Source organism: Paracoccus aestuariivivens, assembly GCF_009711225.1.
Taxonomy (GTDB): domain Bacteria; phylum Pseudomonadota; class Alphaproteobacteria; order Rhodobacterales; family Rhodobacteraceae; genus Paracoccus; species Paracoccus aestuariivivens.
This window is the reverse complement of the sequence record NZ_WMIE01000003.1, coordinates 129995-149179: the sequence shown is the minus strand read 5'-3', so window position 1 is coordinate 149179 and position 19185 is coordinate 129995. Positions and strand designations below refer to the sequence as shown.

19 protein-coding genes are annotated in these 19185 nt (G+C 62.2%); 8 read left to right on the top strand and 11 right to left on the bottom strand.

The window, feature by feature from the left end; all coding sequences use genetic code 11:
- Positions 1–56 precede the first annotated feature (56 nt).
- Positions 57–1181 carry an NADH:flavin oxidoreductase/NADH oxidase gene (locus GL286_RS08245; RefSeq protein WP_155095086.1) on the bottom strand — a complete coding sequence of 375 codons (1125 nt, stop codon included), beginning with the start codon at positions 1179–1181 and terminating at the stop codon, positions 57–59.
- Between the two features lie 182 nt (positions 1182–1363).
- Here GL286_RS08245 and GL286_RS08240 point away from each other — a divergent pair, with 182 nt between their 5' ends.
- Together GL286_RS08240 and GL286_RS08235 are read left to right on the top strand one after the other, a co-directional pair.
- Positions 1364–2152, top strand: coding sequence for an inositol monophosphatase family protein (locus GL286_RS08240; RefSeq protein WP_155095085.1), 789 nt, complete (start codon positions 1364–1366; stop codon positions 2150–2152).
- 59 nt (positions 2153–2211) lie between these two features.
- The gene (locus tag GL286_RS08235; RefSeq protein ID WP_155095084.1) at positions 2212–3165 is read left to right on the top strand and encodes a DMT family transporter; all 954 of its coding nucleotides are present in this window, start codon (positions 2212–2214) and stop codon (positions 3163–3165) included.
- Here GL286_RS08235 and GL286_RS08230 read toward each other — a convergent pair.
- Complete coding sequence (locus GL286_RS08230; RefSeq protein ID WP_155095083.1) at positions 3116–5293, bottom strand: lytic transglycosylase domain-containing protein; 2178 nt, start codon at positions 5291–5293, stop codon at positions 3116–3118. The two genes, GL286_RS08235 and GL286_RS08230, sit on opposite strands and share 50 nt — an antisense overlap.
- 106 nt (positions 5294–5399) lie before the next feature.
- On the opposite strand from GL286_RS08230, the gene dapA reads away from it, so the two are divergent.
- On the top strand, positions 5400–6275 hold the full coding sequence (gene dapA / locus GL286_RS08225; RefSeq protein WP_155095082.1) for a 4-hydroxy-tetrahydrodipicolinate synthase: 876 nt from the start codon (positions 5400–5402) through the stop codon (positions 6273–6275).
- Between the two features lie 57 nt (positions 6276–6332).
- On the opposite strand, the gene GL286_RS08220 is transcribed toward dapA, so the two are convergent.
- The 7 genes from GL286_RS08220 to GL286_RS08190 all read right to left on the bottom strand — a co-directional run bounded on the left by GL286_RS08220 (position 6333) and on the right by GL286_RS08190 (position 12984).
- Positions 6333–6917 (bottom strand): CAP domain-containing protein, encoded by a 585-nt coding sequence (locus tag GL286_RS08220; protein WP_155095081.1) that lies wholly within the window; start codon positions 6915–6917, stop codon positions 6333–6335.
- 114 nt (positions 6918–7031) lie between these two features.
- A complete protein-coding gene (locus GL286_RS08215; RefSeq protein ID WP_155095080.1) occupies positions 7032–7409 on the bottom strand; it encodes a Na+/H+ antiporter subunit G in 378 nt (125 codons plus the stop codon).
- 14 nt (positions 7410–7423) lie between these two features.
- On the bottom strand, positions 7424–7693 hold the full coding sequence (locus GL286_RS08210; protein WP_155095079.1) for a K+/H+ antiporter subunit F: 270 nt from the start codon (positions 7691–7693) through the stop codon (positions 7424–7426).
- Positions 7690–8181, bottom strand: coding sequence for a Na+/H+ antiporter subunit E (locus GL286_RS08205; RefSeq protein WP_155095078.1), 492 nt, complete (start codon positions 8179–8181; stop codon positions 7690–7692). The genes GL286_RS08210 and GL286_RS08205 overlap by 4 nt, the downstream gene beginning before the upstream one ends.
- Positions 8178–9770 (bottom strand): monovalent cation/H+ antiporter subunit D, encoded by a 1593-nt coding sequence (locus GL286_RS08200; protein WP_155095077.1) that lies wholly within the window; start codon positions 9768–9770, stop codon positions 8178–8180. Before GL286_RS08200 ends, GL286_RS08205 begins: the two co-directional genes overlap by 4 nt.
- Entirely contained in the window at positions 9767–10141 is a 375-nt protein-coding gene (locus GL286_RS08195; RefSeq protein WP_155095076.1) for a Na+/H+ antiporter subunit C, read from the bottom strand. The genes GL286_RS08200 and GL286_RS08195 overlap by 4 nt, the downstream gene beginning before the upstream one ends.
- Positions 10141–12984, bottom strand: coding sequence for a monovalent cation/H+ antiporter subunit A (locus GL286_RS08190; protein WP_155095075.1), 2844 nt, complete (start codon positions 12982–12984; stop codon positions 10141–10143). Before GL286_RS08190 ends, GL286_RS08195 begins: the two co-directional genes overlap by 1 nt.
- 133 nt (positions 12985–13117) lie before the next feature.
- Here GL286_RS08190 and ruvC point away from each other — a divergent pair, with 133 nt between their 5' ends.
- From ruvC to GL286_RS08165, 5 genes are read left to right on the top strand one after another with little or no spacing between them, the layout of a single operon-like run.
- A complete protein-coding gene (gene ruvC, locus GL286_RS08185; RefSeq protein WP_155095074.1) occupies positions 13118–13612 on the top strand; it encodes a crossover junction endodeoxyribonuclease RuvC in 495 nt (164 codons plus the stop codon).
- Positions 13613–13622: 10 nt separating this feature from the next.
- Positions 13623–14297 (top strand): Holliday junction branch migration protein RuvA, encoded by a 675-nt coding sequence (ruvA, locus tag GL286_RS08180; RefSeq protein ID WP_155095073.1) that lies wholly within the window; start codon positions 13623–13625, stop codon positions 14295–14297.
- Positions 14298–14304: 7 nt separating this feature from the next.
- Complete coding sequence (htpX, locus tag GL286_RS08175) at positions 14305–15228, top strand: zinc metalloprotease HtpX (RefSeq protein ID WP_155095072.1); 924 nt, start codon at positions 14305–14307, stop codon at positions 15226–15228.
- Positions 15225–16250 carry a Holliday junction branch migration DNA helicase RuvB gene (gene ruvB, locus GL286_RS08170; RefSeq protein ID WP_155095071.1) on the top strand — a complete coding sequence of 342 codons (1026 nt, stop codon included), beginning with the start codon at positions 15225–15227 and terminating at the stop codon, positions 16248–16250. Before htpX ends, ruvB begins: the two co-directional genes overlap by 4 nt.
- Positions 16243–16653: a PaaI family thioesterase gene (locus GL286_RS08165; protein WP_155095070.1), complete on the top strand. Its 411-nt coding sequence runs from the start codon at positions 16243–16245 to the stop codon at positions 16651–16653. The genes ruvB and GL286_RS08165 overlap by 8 nt, the downstream gene beginning before the upstream one ends.
- Here the strand turns inward: GL286_RS08165 and GL286_RS08160 are convergent.
- Entirely contained in the window at positions 16650–16964 is a 315-nt protein-coding gene (locus GL286_RS08160; protein ID WP_246184878.1) for a chorismate mutase, read from the bottom strand. The genes GL286_RS08165 and GL286_RS08160 overlap by 4 nt on opposite strands.
- 321 nt (positions 16965–17285) lie before the next feature.
- Complete coding sequence (gene ftsH / locus GL286_RS08155) at positions 17286–19184, bottom strand: ATP-dependent zinc metalloprotease FtsH (RefSeq protein ID WP_155095069.1); 1899 nt, start codon at positions 19182–19184, stop codon at positions 17286–17288.
- Position 19185: the final 1 nt, after the last annotated feature.

The following is a 19185-nucleotide window of genomic DNA, read 5'->3' as shown; positions in this document are numbered from 1 at the left end:
GACCTGCACGACCCTGCGGGGGGCGGGTCAGGGCCAACCCCGACCCGCACCGTTCATCATGCCGTTTTGAACAGCGATTTCAGCGTCGAGGGCTGGCAACGCAGGTATTGCGGCGAGGCTTTGACGCTTGCCCCAAGCTCGGCCGCGACGTGCCAAGGCCAGCGCGGATCGTAAAGCACGGTCCGCGCGACCGCGACCATATCGGCATCGCCGGTCGAGATGATGGCCTCGGCCTGCTGCGCTTCGGTGATCAGGCCGACGGCAATGACGGGGATCGACACCGCTTGCTTCACGGCACGGGCCAGCGGCACCTGATAGTTCGGGCCGACCGGAATCTTCTGCCGCGGGTCCAGTCCGCCGCTGGAAACGTGGATCGCATGGCAGCCACGGGCCTCAAGCTCTTTCGAGATCGCGACGGTGCTTTCGCTGTCCCAGCCGCCCTCTTGCCATTCGGCGCTGTCGACCCAATCGGTGCCTGACAGGCGTACGGTCACAGGATATCCCTCGGGAACCGCAGCTTTCACCGCCTCGAAGACCTCGATCGGGAAGCGCATACGGTTCTCAAGACTGCCGCCATATTCATCCGTCCGTTTGTTGGACAACGGCGATAGGAACTGGTGCAGAAGATAGCCATGCGCGGCATGGATCTGGATCGCGTCGATTCCCAGCCGGACCGAGCGTCGCGCCGCTTCGGCAAATGCCTCGCGCACGCGCACAAGCCCGTCCTTGTCCAACGCCACCGGCGCATTGTCGCTGGTCGCAAATGGCAGATCCGAGGCAGATACCGTCTGCCAGCCATTCTCGGCTGTCGGTGCGATCTGGCCACCGCCCTCCCATGGCTTCGCGGTCGAGGCTTTGCGCCCCGCATGGGCCAACTGGATCGCGATGGGCATATCGGACCACGCTCGGATGCTTTTCAGCACACGGTCGATCGCGGCCTCGGTCCCGTCGTCCCACAAACCGACATCGGCATAGCTGATACGACCTTCGGGAAGAACGGCGGTCGCCTCGATGGTCAGGGCCCCTGCTCCGGATTGCGCCAGATTGCCCAGATGGATCAGGTGCCAATCGGTCATATTCCCGTCAACCGCCGAGTATTGGCACATGGGCGCGATGACGATGCGGTTAGCGAATGTCGCGTCGCCGATGGTGATCGGCTCGAATAGCTTGGATTGGGGCATGAGGGTGCTCCTGCTGATGCTGCAGGAATGAATTAAGCCGCGAAACTGCTGCCGCAAGTGCAGACCCGAAAACCGCGCCAGATCGTCGGTGCGACCCTTGCAGCGGGGCCATACCTTACCCCCGCTTCACTTTCCTTGGTTCTTTGTCTAATAGGCTTGGCAATCCCATAAAAGGTAACGCCATGGCCAGCGCCAATCTCAACATCATGATCAAGGCCGCGCGTAAGGCGGGCCGTAGCCTCGTCAAAGATTTCCGCGAGGTCGAAAACCTTCAGGTCAGCGTCAAGGGCGCCGGTGATTTCGTCACCCGCGCCGACCGCGAGGCCGAGCGTATCATCAAGGAAGACCTGCGCGGTGCCCGCCCGAATTACGGCTGGATCGGCGAGGAAACCGGCGAAGAGGCCGGAGAAGACCCCACCCGCCGCTGGATCGTCGACCCGCTGGACGGGACGACCAACTTCTTGCATGGCCTGCCGCATTGGGCCGTCAGCATCGCGCTGGAATACAAGGGCGAAATCGTCGCCGCCGTGGTCTATGACGCAGCCAAAGACGAAATGTTCACCGCCGAGAAAGGCGATGGCGCGTTCGTCAATGATCGCCGTATCCGTGTTTCTGGCCGCCGTCAGATGATCGAATCGATTTTTGCCACCGGCGTTCCCTTTGGTGGCCGAGGCACTCTGCCCGCCACCATTCGCGACCTGAGCCGCCTGATGCCGGTCACCGCTGGCGTGCGCCGCTGGGGTGCTGCCTCGCTGGATCTGGCCTATGTGGCTTCGGGTCGCTTCGACGGCTACTGGGAACGGGGCATCAAGTCGTGGGACGTCGCGGCCGGTATCTTGCTGGTCAAAGAAGCCGGCGGCTTTGTCGAGTCGATCCGTTCGGAAGAAAACCCCATCGAATCGGGCTCGATCGTTGCCGGCAATGCACAGCTTTTCGAACCCTTCGCGGAAATCATCCGTAGCCGCGACTAAGGTCGGTTGACCTTTCTGCCGGTCGGGCGCATGGCTTCCATACCAGAGGATTGCCCGCCATGACCGAGAACAGCCAGACGGGGCCTTCGACGGCCCCGCCCGCATCGCCCGCTGCCGTTTCGGCTGCCTCTGCCGAAGACAAGCAGGGCACGGCCATCCTGATGATCTGCGGCGCGGCCCTGATCTTTGCGATGATGGACGGGATGTCGCGTCATCTGGGCGCGGCATATTCCCCCTTCTTCGTCATCACCCTGCGCTATTGGTTTTTCGTCGCATTCGTTCTGGTGCTCTGCGCACGTGCGCCGGGCGGCATTCGCGCCGCGATCCGCACACAACGGCCATGGACCCAGATCTTTCGCGGCGTGCTTCTGGCCTTCGAGGTGATCGTCACGGTCGAAGCCTTTGTCCGGCTGGGCCTGATCAACACCCATGCCATCTTTGCCTGCTACCCTCTGCTGATCTCGGCCCTGTCGGGGCCTGTCCTTGGCGAAAAGGTCGGCTGGAGACGCTGGGCCGCCGTCGCCGTCGGCTTTACCGGCATCGTCATCGTGCTGAAACCCGGCAGCGGTGTCTTTTCCGCCGAAGCTGCGCTGCCCTTCCTCGCCGCTGTGATGTTCGCGCTCTACGGCCTGCTCACACGACTCGTTGCCCGAGACGATGGCGCGATGGTCAGCTTTTTCTGGACAGCCGTCGCCGGTGCCATCGCCATCACACCCTTTGGCCTGCGAGAGTGGCAGCCCATCGCCGCATGGGATCTGCCTTGGCTGCTGTTGCTCTGCATCGGAGCGGCTGCGGGTCACATGCTGCTGATCAAAGCCTATGAAATGGCCGAGGCCTCGGCGTTGCAGCCGTTTTCCTATACCCAACTGGTGTGGGTCAGCATTTTCGGCGTCGTGATCTTTGGCGAGACACTGGCCCCGAACGTCGCACTAGGCGGCGTGATCGTGGTCGGCGCGGGGCTGTTTACCTGGTGGCGGTCGCGCCAGCGTGAGCGGGCTGCGCGGGGCCGATAGCCGACGCTGAGGGATCGCTGGCTGCGGCGCGGACCTCCTCGACGACCGGCGACGGACGCAGAACCTCGGCCAGCACACCTCCGGCAGCGTAATGAACCAAGGTCCGCACCGACATCGGCGGCCGGTTCGAATAGGCCAGCCGGATTGCCGGTTGCGGCGGCACGGGCATCATCCCGCCGCCGGTCAGGTCGAAGCTGGGAACAATGGGAGCAGTGCGCCCCATGATGCGGGCGCGATAGATCGGCAAAGCCTCGGCGACACGCATGACGTAATTGCGGGTTTCGTCAAAGGGGATCATCTCGACCCAGTCGATCGGATCGGCCGATTTGCGCAGATCACCGAAATCGTTCAGCCAGCGTGCGGGTCGTCCCGGACCTGCGTTATAACCCGAACTGACCAGAGCAATGGAAATCCCGAACCGCTCACGCAACCCGTCCAGATAGGCCGAGCCAAGTCTGGCGTTATAGGCCGCGTCCCTGGTTAGACGGGTCCGGTCGAAAGGCTCGCCCAATTTGCGGGCCATCGCGCGGGCCGTGTCGGGCATGACCTGCATCAGGCCCAACGCTCCGACATGCGACGAGACGGTATGATTGAACTCGCTTTCACGCCGCGCGATCGACATGACCAGTTCGGGCGGCAGACCCAAGGGCTTGGTTTCAAGTCCCGTCAATGGGAAATAGGCAGCGGGATAGATCACCCCCTTGGCGGCCGCGGCCTTGGCCAGACGCAGCGCGAACCACGGACGATGGACCTCGAGCATCAACCGCGCCATGCGGCCGATATCCTCGGGCGGCGCGGTTTCGGCCAGATGCAGGAAGAAGCGCGCCGCTTGATCCGCATCTCCCGCTGCCAGCAGCCAAACGCCCGCTTGCCAGACGGGATTGTAACGCAAATCGCTGTCGCGCCAATCCGGCAGCGAATCCTGCGCCACTCCGGGCACTGCCAGAGCGGGCTGCATCGGCTGGCGCAATTTCTCGGCGGCAAGCTGGCCGTAATACGCTGTCTGCCAACTGGCGGCATGCAGATAGACGCCGCGCGCTGCGTCCTTTTGTCCTGCCGCCTCATGCGCCCTGCCCTGCCAGTACAGCGATCTCGACAGCGAAATCGGGCTACTGACACCGGATTGCAGGCGCTGGAAATGCTGCAAGGCCCGATCATTCGCGCCCTGTTTCAGCGCCGCGAAGCCCGCAAGCCATTCCAGGTCGATGAAAGGCTCGCCGCCTTCGGGCATGAAATGCGGCGCGGCCAGTTTCTCGGCCAAGGCCCAATCGCCCGCCCGCATCGCCTCTCGCGCGTAATCGGCGCGCTTGTCGGCCCATAGGGACGGATCGCGCAGGGCCTCGGCGCCCGTCGAGCGTTCGAGCATCAGATCGCGGGCCAATTCGGGCATCTTCGCGCGAACCCGCCAACGGAACCGGTCAACCGCCAATCCGGCATCGGCGCGCAATGCCTCGGGCAAGGCAAGGATCAAGCTGTCGACGCCTGCTGCACCGGATTGCAAGGCGATCCGCGCCCGCGCAATTCCCTGTGCATCCGACGAGGCCAGAGGCAGGACGATCTGCGCCGCCTGCCATTCGCCCTGATCCAGCAAATTCGACAGCCGTGCATCATGCAGCGATGTCAGATCCGCGCCGTACAAGGCGACGAAATTGTCGCTTTCAGGTTCGGTCAGCGGCTGGCTGGTCCAGAAGCGCGCGATCTCGGCTTTGGCTGCGTCTGGGTCGGTCACATTCAGGGCGGAAATCAGCGCCTTGGCCCCGTTCATCGTTTCTGGCCGACGCGCTCCGAACCAGTCGATCACATCGGCAGCGGGTAGATCGGCGCGCAGCAGGGCATCGCCGCGCTTGTAGAACAGCGCCATCCCCGGCCAATCCCGATGAGCGCGCGCAAAGGCCAGATATTCCGGCCAGTTGCCCTGCCCCGCTCGCAGGCGTTGCCACTGGACCAGCGCCTCGGCCATCGGACCGGATTTCTGGGCATAGCTTTGCGCATCCGCCCAATCGCGCGCACCGGACGCGGCCAAGGCCCGCGTGATGGCGCCCAGATCCTCGGCATGGGCCGTCGTCAGGCCAAAAGCCAGCGAAAGGGCCACTAATGGCCCCAGAACCCTGTCGCGCAAAGGATACATCATCCCCCCATTACTGAAGCCAATGCCGTCGCCGCGCAACTCACATCCTTGGCAAGCGTCGTTCCCGGTTGTAAGGGCAACGGACAGTCAAACTCAGGATACCGTCATGTTCAAAGGCTCTCTGCCCGCGCTGGTTACGCCCTTCACCCCCGACGGGGAGCTGGATCTCCCTGCGCTGGAGAAGCTGGTCGAATGGCACATCTCGGAAGGCAGCCACGGGCTTGTTCCCGTGGGCACCACCGGCGAAAGCCCGACCCTTAGCCATGACGAGCATAACATCGTCGTCGAGAACGTCGTTCGCATCGTTGCGGGCCGCATTCCCGTCATCGCCGGAGCCGGTTCGAATTCGACCCGCGAAGGAATCGGCCTGATCAAACACGCGCAGGCTGCCGGCGCGGACGCCGCGCTGGTCGTCACGCCCTATTACAACAAGCCGACCCAGTCGGGCCTGATCGCGCATTACACCGCGCTGCATGACGCCAGCGAACTGCCGATCATCATCTACAATATCCCCGGCCGCTCGGTCATCGACATGTCGCCGGAAACCATGGGCGAGTTGGCCAAACTGCCGCGTATCGTCGGCGTCAAGGACGCGACGGGGAAACTGGAACGCGTCTCGATGCAGCGCGCGACCTGCGGCACGGATTTCATCCAGCTTTCGGGCGAAGACGGAACCGCACTTGGCTTCAACGCGCATGGCGGCATCGGCTGCATCTCGGTCACGGCGAACGTCGCGCCGAAACTATGCGCAAGCTTCCAAGAGGCGATGCTGGCCGGAGACTACGCCAAAGCGCTGGAATTCCAGGACAAGCTGATGCCGTTGCACATCGCGATCTTCCTTGAGCCGGGTGTCGCGGGCGCGAAATACGCCATGTCGAAGCTAGGCCTGTGCAGCGAACGCGTACGTCTGCCGCTGGTCGGCCTGACCGAGGCGACCAAGGTCCAGATCGACAAGGCCATGCAGCATGCCGGTCTGATCTGAACCGGCCTCCGAAACGACAATGGCCGCCCTTCGGGGCGGCCATTTGCATTTCCAAGGTCAGCGCGGATCGGAATAGACCACCGACCAGTAGGCATACCGCCCGTCAGGCGAGAGCGCACGACCGATACCCATTTCCTTCATCTGAGGGATATTGGTGTTCTGGCGGTGGCGGGCCGAAGCCGCCCATTCCCGCATCGCGCCATTCAGGTCAAAGATCGACGATGCCCCCGCCGCAATGTTCTCGGCGGTGATCTGCGGCTTGTAGCCCAGTTGCTTGATCCGCATACCCGGACCGGTAGATTGCCTGCCGATATGTTCCATGACGCCGCGGCTGGCCATATCGCAGGCCTGCAACTCGGCGGCTTTTTGCAGTTTTGCGTTGGTGCGCAGCGCAGGCAGTCCGGCAGCGGCGCGCACCGAGTTGCTATAGCTCAACGCCGCACGGGTCTCGCTGACCGAAAGGCTGCCGCATTGTGCCTCACCGGCAACGGACAGATTGATCGGCCCATGGCCATCGGTGTGAACGATGCCCTTGGGCATCACCGATTTTGTCGACACCGCCGCCGATGTATCGGATTTTTCGACCGACGCCGAGCAGGAAGCCAGCGCAAAAACGGCGACCGCCAACATGAGTTTGTTCATTGAAAATTCTTAGGTATTGGAAACTGGGCAGACATTACCCGAATTCCAATACGGTTCCATCACAAACAATTGAATTATCATCCGCACCGCATCACTGTGCCCTATTGGCACCAGTCACTTCTCGTCATCGCGCTCAAGCAACGGATGGCCGTAGGTCGACCAGCTTTTGCCTTTCTCGGGTTCGGGAATTTCCTCGGGGCGCCAGCTGATATGCATATTCGCCTTGGCGATGACATTGCCTGTGACCGGAGCGGTCAGCAGCAGGAACAACGTGATCAGCAACTCATGCCATGTGAATTGGCCGGTCTGGGTCGGATACCACACCAGAGAGCCCATCAGCACCGCGCCGACGCCAAGCGTCGCAGATTTCGTAGGCGCATGTAGCCGCGTCATCTGGTCCGGCAGTTTCACCAGCCCGTACGAGCCGACCAGCCCGAAGAAGCCACCAACCACCAGCAGGATCGAGACAATGATTTCGCCGACAAATTCCATTCGCTGTCTCCCCTTTATTCGATGATATCGCCGCGGAGCATGAACTTCCCGTAGGCCACCGTCGAAATGAAGCCTACCATCGCGAAAAGCAGCGAGGCCTCGAAATACATGCCCGTGCCCTTGTCGATGCCGAACAGCGTCAGCAGCGCGATGGCATTGATCGTCATGGTATCAAGCGCCAGCACGCGATCCGCGATGCCGGGGGCGAAGACGACGCGATACAGGCAGAACAGCATCGCGACGCCGAAGCAGACATAGGCGAAGCCTAAAGCGAAAACGATCATGCGAAGATCTCCTTCAGGCGGGCCTCGTAGCGGGTTTTGATCTCCTCGACCACGGAATCGGGATCGGGCGCGTGTAGACAATGGACAAGCAATGCGCGACCGTCCTCGGACAGATCGCAGGTCAGCGTGCCGGGGGTCAGCGTGATGGTCGATGCCAGCGTGGTGATCGCCTCGGGTTGGTGCAGGTCCATCGGGATCACGATCCATGCTGGCCGCAACTCGGAACGCGGCTTGAACAGCACGATCATGGCGACGTCCAGATTCGCCTTGATGATGTCATGCAGCACGACGGCCAGATAGGCGGGGATCTTGCCCGGAGCCTTCAGCCGCGCCGTATCGGGCCAATAGGGTGCGGTCATCAGCGGAATGACCACGCCTAGGATCGTGGCAAATACAAGCGAGCCTACGGCCCAGCGGTTCACCAGCAGCATCCAGACCGCGATCAGGACCAGCGTCAGATACGGATGGGGAAGCAGGCGGCGGATCATTTCGTGCCCTCCTGCCGCTCGAGCACGGCATCAAGATAGATCGACGGGTTATGCAACTGTTCGGCGGTCGCCGCCGCAAAGCGCGTCACCGGTCCGGCAAAGATCGTCAGGGCCACGATGCCCGCCAGCAACAGGCCCACCGCAGCCGCGGCCAGCGCGGGCGAAGCGGCATCGGCCAGATCCTGGATATGCTCGTCCGGTTCCAGCTTTGTCGGGATCGGCCCCGGTTTTGCGGGAGCCGGAGCCAAGACCGGAACCGGCACATCCTGAAACTCGTAGGACTTCCAGAACACCAGCGATCCGGCGCGCGACATCCCGTAGATCGCAACCAGCGATGTCAGGATCACGGTTGTCCAGATCCACACCGCCTCGGGGGCGTTACGGGTCGCGTCAAGCACCAGCAACTTGCCGATAAAGCCCGAGAATGGCGGCATCCCGACAACGGCAATCGCGGTGGCGAAAAACAGCGCCGAGATTAGCCCGTTCCCCGGCATCACGCCGTCCAGACGTAGCCACAGATCGCCGCGACGGGCACCGATCATGTCGACGACCAGGAACAGCGCTGCTCCGGCAAGGGTCGAGTGGATGATGTAATAGATCGCCGCCGTTGTGGCCTGCGGGGTGAATTGCGACACGGCGATCATCAGCGTTCCGATCGAGCCGATCGCCGCAAAGGCCGCTAGTCGGCCAAGGTTTCTGGTTCCCAAGATACCGACCTGCCCGATGACCAGTGTGAACAAGGCGGCGGGCAGAAGTAGATCCATCACCACGCCCTCGATCACCGTGTCTTGCGGGAAAACAAGCGTGTAGAAACGCAGGATCGCGTAGACACCGACCTTGGTCATCACGGCAAACAGCGCCGAAACCGGCCCAGGCGCATTGGCATAGGTCGAGGGCAGCCAGAAATGCAGCGGCACCAGCGATGCCTTGATGGCGAAAACCAGCATCAACAGCACGGCGCCGGTCCGCAGCAGCGCGGTATCCTCGGCAGGCATCATCGCGACGCGGGCCGCCATATCGGCCATATTCAGCGTGCCGGTGACGGCGTAAAGCACACCCAATGCGGCCAGAAACAGGGTCGAACCGGCAAGGTTATAGGCGATATACTGCACGCCTGCTCGCAGTCGCATCGGCCCGCCACCATGGATCATCAGCCCGTAGCTGGCGATCAGCAGGATCTCGAAAAACACGAATAGGTTGAAGGCGTCGCCGGTCAGGAACGCACCGCAGACGCCCATCAACTGGAACTGCCATAGCGCGTGGAAATGCCAGCCCTTGCGGTCCCAGCCCGAGCCGAAAGCATAAAGCTGCACGGCAAATGCCAATGCGGCGGTCAGCGCCACCATCAGCGCCGACAGTCGATCCAGCATCAGGACGATGCCGAAGGGCGCGGCCCAGTTACCCAGACGATAGACAAGAACCTCTCCCGAGCTGGCGAGCCAGTTCAGGTACAAGGCCACGGCCAGCAAAAGCGCCGTCCCCGAGATCGAAAAGACCCGTTGCAACAGAAGATCGGCACGCATCCACAGGATGATCAGCGCGCCCATCACGGCGGGCAGGATCACGGGGGCAATCAGGATATGGTTCATGGATGGTCGTCCCCGGCGTCGATGCGGCTCGTTTCGGGCTGGCGGTCGGCGCGTGGCATATCCACGCGGTCGTCACCGCCCTCAAGGAAGGCCCCAAGCGCCATCATCACCGTGACCGCCGTCATCCCGAACGAGATCACGATGGCGGTCAGCACCAGCGCCTGCGGGATGGGGTCGGTATAGCTGGTCACGCCGCTTTCGATGATCGGAGGCTGGTTGACCACCAACCGTCCGGTCGAGAACAGGAACAGGTTGATGGCATAGCTGAGCATGGTCGTCCCAAGCACCACCGCAAAACTGCGACGACGCAGGATCAGATAGGTTCCGGCCGCAGTAAGCATCCCTATCGCGCTTGACAGCAGAAGCTCCATCAGCGGCCTCCCTTGAATTTGCTCGGGTTGATATCCATCGGCTCGGCGTTGACGGTTTCGCCGGCCTGCCGTGCGATCCGCGACAGCGAATTCAGCGCCAGCATCACCGCGCCCACGACGCACAGGAACACCCCAAGGTCAAAGCCCATGGCCGAGGCCAGTTCGAACTCTTCGATGCCCGGCAATTTCACATAGCCATAGGTCGAGGTCAGGAACGGATAACCGGCAAACCAGGCACCGATCCCGGTGATGCCTGCCGCGATCACCCCGGCCCCGATCAGCGAGTGATAGGGAATGGGGGTGCGATCTTGCGCCCAGGCAAAGCCCGAAGCCATGTATTGCGAGACAAGCGCAATGGCGACGACCAGACCGGCAACGAAGCCGCCTCCGGGCAGGTTGTGGCCGCGCAGGAAGATATACAGACCCACCACCAGCGAGATCGGCAGGATCATCCGCGTCACCACCACCATCAGCAGCGGATGGCGCGCTCCGGCGCGGCGGCTGTCATAGGTCCAGTTGCGCAGCCGACGACCGCTTGCACCGGCTAGCAGCGTCTCGGTCAAAGCGAAAATAGCCAGCGCGGCAATGCCCAGAACGGTGATCTCGCCGAAGGTATCATAGCCGCGGAAGTCCACCAGAATGACGTTCACCACGTTATGCCCGCCGCCCAGCTTGTAGCTGTGTTCAAGCATGTAACCCGCGATCGAGGGGAGCGCGAAGTCGGTTCGCATCACGACATAGGACAATCCGCCAAAGCCAAGGCCAAGCATGGCAGCGATGAAGGCATCGAAACCGCGCTTGCCGTCGCGGCTTTCACGCTGCGTACGCTTGGGCAGGAAATTCAGCGCCAGCAGCAGCAGAACGACCGTGACCACCTCGACCGAAAGCTGCGTCAGTGCAAGATCGGGGGCCGAAAGATACACGAAGCAGCACGAGACGATCAGGCCGATGATGCCCACCAGCACCAGCGCCAGCAATCGTTGGCGGTGGAAAGCCACCATGCAACCGGTCGCGACCATCAGCAGGAACCATCCGATCAACGGAATCGCGGTGACCGGCAGCATGGGCCGCGTCGCCCCGCTATATCCTCCGGTCGAGAAAGCCCAGAACCCGCATAGCAGGACCGTCATCGCGAAGGCCGCAAAGGCCCGCGCCATCGAGCCATTGGTGAAGCGGTCGGTCAGTCGATAGGAAAGGTTCAACGCGACCTGCGTAATGCCGTCGAAGATCACCTTGGCATCCGGCCGCCACAAGGAGTTACGGATGGCCAACAGGCGCGGATGCAGCACCAGCAGCAGCGCGCCGCCCAGCGTCGCGACAATCGACAGCTTCAGCGCCGTGTTCATGCCATGCCACAAGGCCAGATGCGGATGCGGATGCCCGCCCGTCACCGCCGAGGCCGAAGCCTCGACAAGCCAGCCCGCGAATGTCTGCGGCATCAGACCGATCAGCACCACCAGCACCGTCAGGATGGCAGGTCCGACCCAAAGGCCAAAACCGGGATCATGCGGCTTGTGAGGGTAGTCGTCGCGCTCGGATCCGAAGAAGACATGCCAGACGAAGCGCAGCGAGTAGCAGACCGAGAAAATCGCACCCACTGTCGCCATTACGAACATCAGGCTCGAATTGCCGTTCCAGACGGTCCGCGTCGCTTCGTCCAGCATCATCTCTTTCGAGATGAACCCGTTCAGCGGAGGAATACCGGCCATCGACAATGCGGCAATCGTGCCGATCACAAAGGTGATGGGCATCAGCTTGCGCAACCCGCCCAACCGGTTGATCGAGCGCGTGCCCGCCTCGTGGTCGATAATTCCTGCCGTCATGAACAGCGCGGCCTTGAAGGTCGCGTGGTTGATGATGTGGAAGACTGCCGCCACTGCTGCTGCTTCGGTGCCAAAGCCCAACAACATTGTGATCAGGCCCAGATGCGAAACCGTCGAATAGGCCAGCAACGACTTGAGGTCATCCCGGAACATGCCGATGAATGCGCCAAGAACCATCGTCACCAGACCGGTCGTCGCAACGATGTAGAACCATTCCGGCGTCCCCGACAGCACCGGCCACAGGCGCGCCATCAGGAACAGGCCCGCCTTCACCATGGTCGCTGAATGCAGATAGGCCGATACCGGCGTCGGCGCGGCCATCGCGTGCGGCAGCCAGAAATGGAACGGGAACTGCGCCGATTTGGTGAAAGCGCCCAGCAGGATCAGCAGCAGCGCAGGCAGGTAAAGCGGGCTCGCCTGAATTGCCTCACGCGCGTTCAGGATGTCCGAGATCTCGTAGCTGCCGGCAATATTGCCAAGGATCAACATGCCCGCGATCATCGCAAGCCCGCCCAGTCCGGTCACGGTCAGCGCCATGCGCGCGCCCTGACGACCTTCGGGCAGGTGCTTCCAATAACCGATCAGCAGGAAGGACGACAGCGAGGTCAGCTCCCAGAACACCAGCAAAAGCAGGATGTTGTCCGATAGAACGATCCCCATCATCGCGCCTTGGAACAGCATCAGATAGGTATAGAACACGCCGACCGGATCGTTGCGCGACAGATAGAACCGCGCATATGTAATGATCAGTAGCCCGATCCCGAGGATCAGGATGCCGAACAGCAGCCCCAGTCCGTCGATGCGGAAGTTGGCATTCAGCCCGAGCGAGGGTAGCCAGTCGAAGCTTTCGGTGATCACCTCGCCTGCCATGACTGCCGGAATATGCAGGCACAGTCCCAGCAGCGCGACGAATGTGGCCGTACCACAGCACATCGCCGCGACGTCTCTCCCGGATCGGATGAGTAATCCGGGCAGCAAAGCGCCGATGAATGGCAGCGCGGCAATGAGAGCAGGCGACATGGACCCTCCTTCCAGTGGCGCCTCTATGTCCCGAGCCGGCCCTCGAATGTCAACCCGAACCGGGGCTTGCGGAAGTTGATGCTAGGCTATGTTCCCCTTTCGTGCTAACGAACTGGAAAAAATCGGGGCAGTCATGAAGATCATCGGGATAGACCCGGGCTTGAGGAATATGGGCTGGGGTGTGATCGCAGTTGACGGTCCACGCCTGCGTCATGTTGCGAACGGGATCATCCATTCCGAGGCGGGAGAACTGGGGCCACGGCTCGTGGTTCTGTATCGCGGGCTTTGCGCGGTCATCGCGGAACATGCGCCGACGGCGGCAGCGGTCGAGCAGACATTCGTCAACAAGGATGCCGTCGGCACGCTGAAACTTGGCCAAGCGCGCGGCATCGCGCTGCTCGCCCCTGCCGAGGCCGGTATCGAGATCGGCGAATACGCCCCGAACGCGGTCAAGAAATCCGTCGTCGGTGTCGGGCACGCCGCCAAAGAGCAGATCCAGCACATGGTCCGTTTCATGCTGCCGGGGGTCGAGCTTGCCGGTCCCGACGCAGCCGACGCTTTGGCCATCGCGATCTGCCACGCGCATCACTTGCAGGGCCGTGCCCTGCGCATCAAGATCAGCACATGAGGGACTTCGCATGATCGGACGTATCGCCGGGATTATCCTGCACCGGGCACAGGACCATGTCCTGATCGATGTGCGCGGCGTGGGCTATATCGTGCATATCAGCGAACGCACCGCAGCGGGCCTGCCCCCTGCAGGTCAGGCCGCCGCGCTTTATACCGAATTGCTGGTGCGCGAGGATCTGTTGCAGCTTTTCGGCTTTCCGACGCTGCTGGAAAAGGAATGGCACAGGCTTCTGACGTCGGTCCAAGGGGTCGGAGCCAAGGTATCTCTGGCGATTTTGGGGACTTTGGGACCCGATGGGCTGGCACGGGCACTGGCACTTGGCGATTGGTCGGCGCTGAAGAAATCTCCGGGGGTCGGCCCCAAGCTCGCGCAAAGGATCGCGATGGAGCTCAAGGACAAGGCCCCTGCCGTCATGGCGCTGGGGGGCAGCCTGACCGTCGATCCGGGCCCCCTGCCCGATGTCGAGGTCATTGAGACAGTGGCCCCATCGAAATCCGCTCCGGCGGCTCGGCCCGATAGCAGTGCGCAGGCAACGGCGGATGCGCTGTCGGCGCTGTCCAATCTGGGCTATGCTCCATCCGAGGCGGCAGGTGCCGTGGCCGAGGCTTCGGGCCGGGAACCCGACGCGACGACTACCGCGTTGATCCGTGCGGCGCTGAGGCTGCTGGCTCCGAAAGAGTGAGGCGACAATGACCGGAAACCTGCGCACCTTTGTCCTGATGGCCGCCATGACAGCATTGGTCATGGCGATGGGGTACCTGATCGGCGGACAGGGTGGCGCGATCTTTGCGCTGATCTTTGCTGGCGCAGGAAATATCTGGGCGTGGTGGAACAGCGACAAGGCAGTGCTGCGCCAGCAGGGCGCGACACTGGTCACCCGTCAACAGGCCCCCGAACTGGTCGATATGGTGGCAGCCTTGGCAAACCGCGCCAATCTGCCGATGCCCAAGGTCTATATCCTCGCGACCGAACAGCCGAACGCCTTCGCGACCGGACGCAACCCCGAGAACGCAGCGGTCGCCGTCACACAGGGCATCATGCGCGTTCTGACGCGGGACGAGTTGGCGGGTGTCATCGCGCATGAACTGGCGCATATCAAACACCGCGACACCCTGATCATGACCGTGACCGCAACAATGGCGGGCGCAATCGCGATGCTGGGCAACATGATGATGTTTTCCAGCATGATGGGCGGGCGCGATGACAGTCGCGGCGGTGCACTTGGCGGAATTCTGGCGATGATTTTTGCTCCGATGGCGGCAGGTCTGGTGCAGATGGCCATCTCGCGTGCCCGCGAATACGAGGCAGACCGGATCGGCGCGGAAATCTGCGGCGAGCCGATGGCTCTTGCGGGGGCCTTGGCCAAGATCTCGCGCGCGGCGGGACAGATCGTCAATATTCCGGCAGAGAAGAATCCGGCAGCGGCGTCCATGTTCATCATCAACCCGCTGCACGCATTGCGCATGGACCGCCTGTTCGCGACCCATCCCTCAACCGAAGATCGCATCGCCCGTCTGCGCGCCATGACGGGCAGCAACGGACGCGGCGGTTATCAAACCTCGCGCATTCCAACCGCCGGACGTCCCGAATCCGGTCCATGGGACAATCAATGAACCAACCCGACCCGATGATGCGTCCCGAGCCGATCGACAGCGACACCGAAGACCGCGCCCTTCGTCCACAACTGCTTGAGGATTTCGTCGGTCAGGCCGAGGCCCGCGCCAACCTGCGCGTCTTTATCGAAAGCGCGAAAATGCGCGGCAAGGCCATGGACCACACGCTGTTCCACGGGCCTCCGGGATTGGGCAAGACGACGCTCGCGCAGATCATGGCGCGCGAACTGGGCGTGAACTTCAAGATGACCTCGGGGCCGGTGCTGGCGCGGGCGGGCGATCTGGCGGCGATCCTGACCAATCTGGAGGCGCGCGACGTCCTGTTCATCGACGAGATCCACCGGATGAACCCCGCCGTCGAAGAGGTCCTGTACCCCGCGATGGAGGATTTCGAACTGGATCTGGTCATCGGCGAAGGCCCCGCCGCCCGCACCGTCCGGATCGAGTTGCAACCCTTTACCCTTGTCGGCGCAACGACGCGGCTTGGCCTGTTGACCACACCGCTTCGTGATCGCTTCGGCATCCCGACGCGGCTGCAATTCTACACCATCGACGAGTTGGACCTTATCGTCACGCGTGGTGCCCGCCTGATGGGCATCCCTTCGGAACCCGAAGGCACGCGGGAGATCGCGAAACGGGCGCGTGGAACGCCGAGGATCGCCGGTCGGCTTTTGCGCCGCGTCATCGACTTCGCCCTGGTCGAGGGTGACGGACGCCTGACGCGCGAGATCGCGGATAGTTCACTGACGCGCCTTGGCGTCGATCACATCGGACTGGACAGTGCCGACCGTCGCTACCTGACCCTGATGGCCGAGCATTACGGTGGCGGCCCTGTCGGCGTGGAAACCCTGTCCGCCGCATTGTCGGAAAGCCGCGATGCCATCGAGGAGGTCATCGAGCCCTTCCTGATGCAGCAGGGACTGGTCAACCGCACCCCGCGAGGCCGGATGCTGGGGCGCCTGGGCTGGCGACATCTGGGACTGGACGCACCGCGCATTCAGGAAAGCCTGTTCGATGACTGAAATCGTGACCCGCATCCGCGAAAGCTTCGCGCGCCAGACCATGATGCAGACCTTGGGTGCGACGCTGGCCAGCATCGAGCCCGGACGCGTGACCATCCAGGCCCCGATCCTGCCGACCTCGCTGCAGCAACAAGGTGCCGGACATGCAGGGCTGGCTTTCAGCATCGGGGATTCGGCGGCGGGCTATTCGTCGCTTAGTCTCATGCCAGCGGATTCCGAGGTCATGACCGTCGAGATGAAGATCAACCTCATGTCCCCCGCCGTCGGTGATTACCTGATCGCCGAAGGACGGGTCATTCGCGCCGGTCGCCGGATCATGGTCGTCGCCGCCGATGTCTGGGCCGTCACCGGCGAGGCCCGCAAGCATGTCGCCATGCTGCAAGGCACGATGATTCCGGTCTAAGTTCGACCCTTCGCCAAGGCGCGTTCTTCCTGCGCGATGAAATGCTCCATCATCAGGCGCCATAACTGATCGGCCAGTAGAGGATCGAGGCCATGCTCAGTGGCAAGTCGGCTGGCATTTGCCGCGACTTCCTCGACCCGACTGTCGATCCGCGCCGGTAGCTTTTCGCGCAATTTGATCCGCGCCGCCTGATCGATCAGTCCGGACCGCTTGGCCAGAAGCGCAATTAGTTCGGCGTCCAGCGCGTCGATCTTGGCCCGAAGCGCGGGCATCTCCGAGCTTTCGGCAAGGACGGGTTCACCCTGTTTCATGATTATTCCTTGATCACTATCGCTCTGCCGCCAAAACTGGGCGGAATGTTGCCGTACGGACACGACTGATAGGCGATTTTTCGCCCAAAGCGGAACTTGATGGCGCGAACCGTAGTTTTTCTTTCAGCTGGAGCAAAGGCGCAAGCCGCTCCGTTCACAGAAGGAGAAACAGATGAAGGCAGCAAGTTTTGTCATCAATATCGGTTTCGGCCTTGGTCTCGCGCTGGGAGCAGTGGCGCTTCTCGTGCTCTGATCAAGCCGGAAACCACCGCGAAACAAAGACCCCCCGATCCTAGGATCGGGGGTTTATCAATACAGCACTCAGCTTTGCGGCTGCGCCGCCGGATCGACCGCAGGACTTGTCGCCCCCGCCCGCGGGATCGAGGTCACCGAGGGAATGGACGAGCCGGGCGTATCGTCATCGCCACCCAAAGGTTCGCCCCGGATAATCTTGCCGATATCCTCGCCGGTCAGGGTCTCGTATTCCAGCAGGCCTTTGGCCATCAGCTCGAATTCGTGGCTTTTCTCGGTCAGGATGCGGTAGGCATCCTGATAACCCTGCTCGATCAGGTCATGGACTTCCTGTTCGATCAGTTCCTTGGTCGCCGCCGAAACCGAGAAGCCGCCGGTATTGCCGGAATAGCCCTCATGCGCCTCGGCATAGTCGATATTGCCGACCTTGTCGGACATGCCCCAGCGCATCACCATGGCACGGGCTAGTTGGCTTGCCTGCTGGATGTCACCCGCAGGACCGTTCGAGACGCCCTCTTCGCCGTATTTGATGATCTCGGCCGCCTTGCCCGCCATGGTCATGGCCAGCTTCTGCTTGGCCTCGTCCTTGTGGTAGTTCAGGCGGTCCATCTCGGGCAGCGAGACGACCATGCCAAGCGCACCGCCGCGCGGGATGATCGTGGCTTTGTAGACCGGATCGCATTTCGGCAGGCTGAGGCCGACAATGGCGTGGCCGGCCTCGTGATAGGCGGTCTTTTCTTTCTGCTCGGGCGTCAGGACCATGCTGCGGCGTTCAACACCTAGCATGACCTTGTCCTTGGCATTCTCGAAGTCTTCCATGGCAACGAAGCGACGGCCCAGACGTGCAGCGGTCAGCGCGGCTTCGTTCACGAGGTTCATCAGATCCGCGCCCGAAAAGCCCGGAGTACCGCGCGCGATGATCCGCAGATCGACATCCGGACCGACCGGAACCTTGCGCGAGTGAACGCTCAGGATCTTTTCGCGGCCCTTGATGTCGGGATTGGGGACATAGATCTGGCGGTCGAAGCGGCCCGGACGCAGCAAAGCGGGGTCCAGCACGTCCTTGCGGTTGGTCGCGGCGATGATGATGACACCTTCATTGGCGTCAAAACCGTCCATCTCGACCAGAAGCTGGTTCAGGGTCTGCTCGCGTTCGTCATTACCGCCACCGATGCCGACACCACGGGCGCGACCGACGGCGTCGATCTCGTCGATGAAGACGATGCAGGGGGCGGATTTTTTGGCTTGCTCGAACATGTCACGGACACGGCTTGCACCCACGCCGACGAACATCTCGACGAAATCCGAACCCGAGATGGTAAAGAACGGTACACCCGCCTCACCCGCAATGGCACGGGCCAGCAGGGTCTTACCGGTACCGGGCGGGCCGACCAGCAGCGCGCCTTTCGGGATCTTGCCACCGAGGCGGCTGAATTTCTGCGGGTTGCGCAGGAATTCGACGATCTCTTCCAGCTCTTCCTTGGCCTCGTCGATGCCTGCGACATCGTCAAAGGTGACGCGGCCATGCTTTTCGGTCAGCAGTTTGGCGCGCGACTTGCCAAAGCCCATCGCGCCGCCTTTGCCACCGCCTTGCATGCGGTTCATGAAGAAAATCCAGACGCCGATGAGCAGCAGGAAGGGCAGCCAGACGCCCAGAAGCGACATGAAACCGGATTGCTGCTGACGTTCGACGCGGACTTCGACACCTTTGCCGATCAGGCGGTCGGCGATTTCTTCGCCTTGCGGACGGACGGTGGAATATTGCTTTCCGTCCTTGCCGGTGATGCCGATCGTCTCGCCGTCGATGGTGACTGCGGTCACCTCATCCGAGTCCACCCGCTGGATAAAGTCCGAGTAGCTGATCTGGCGACTGTTCATTTGCGACGAGCCATCGCTGAACAAATTGAACAGCGCCAAGATCATCAGGAACAGCACCACCCAGAAGGCGATATTGCGAGCGTTGCCCAAA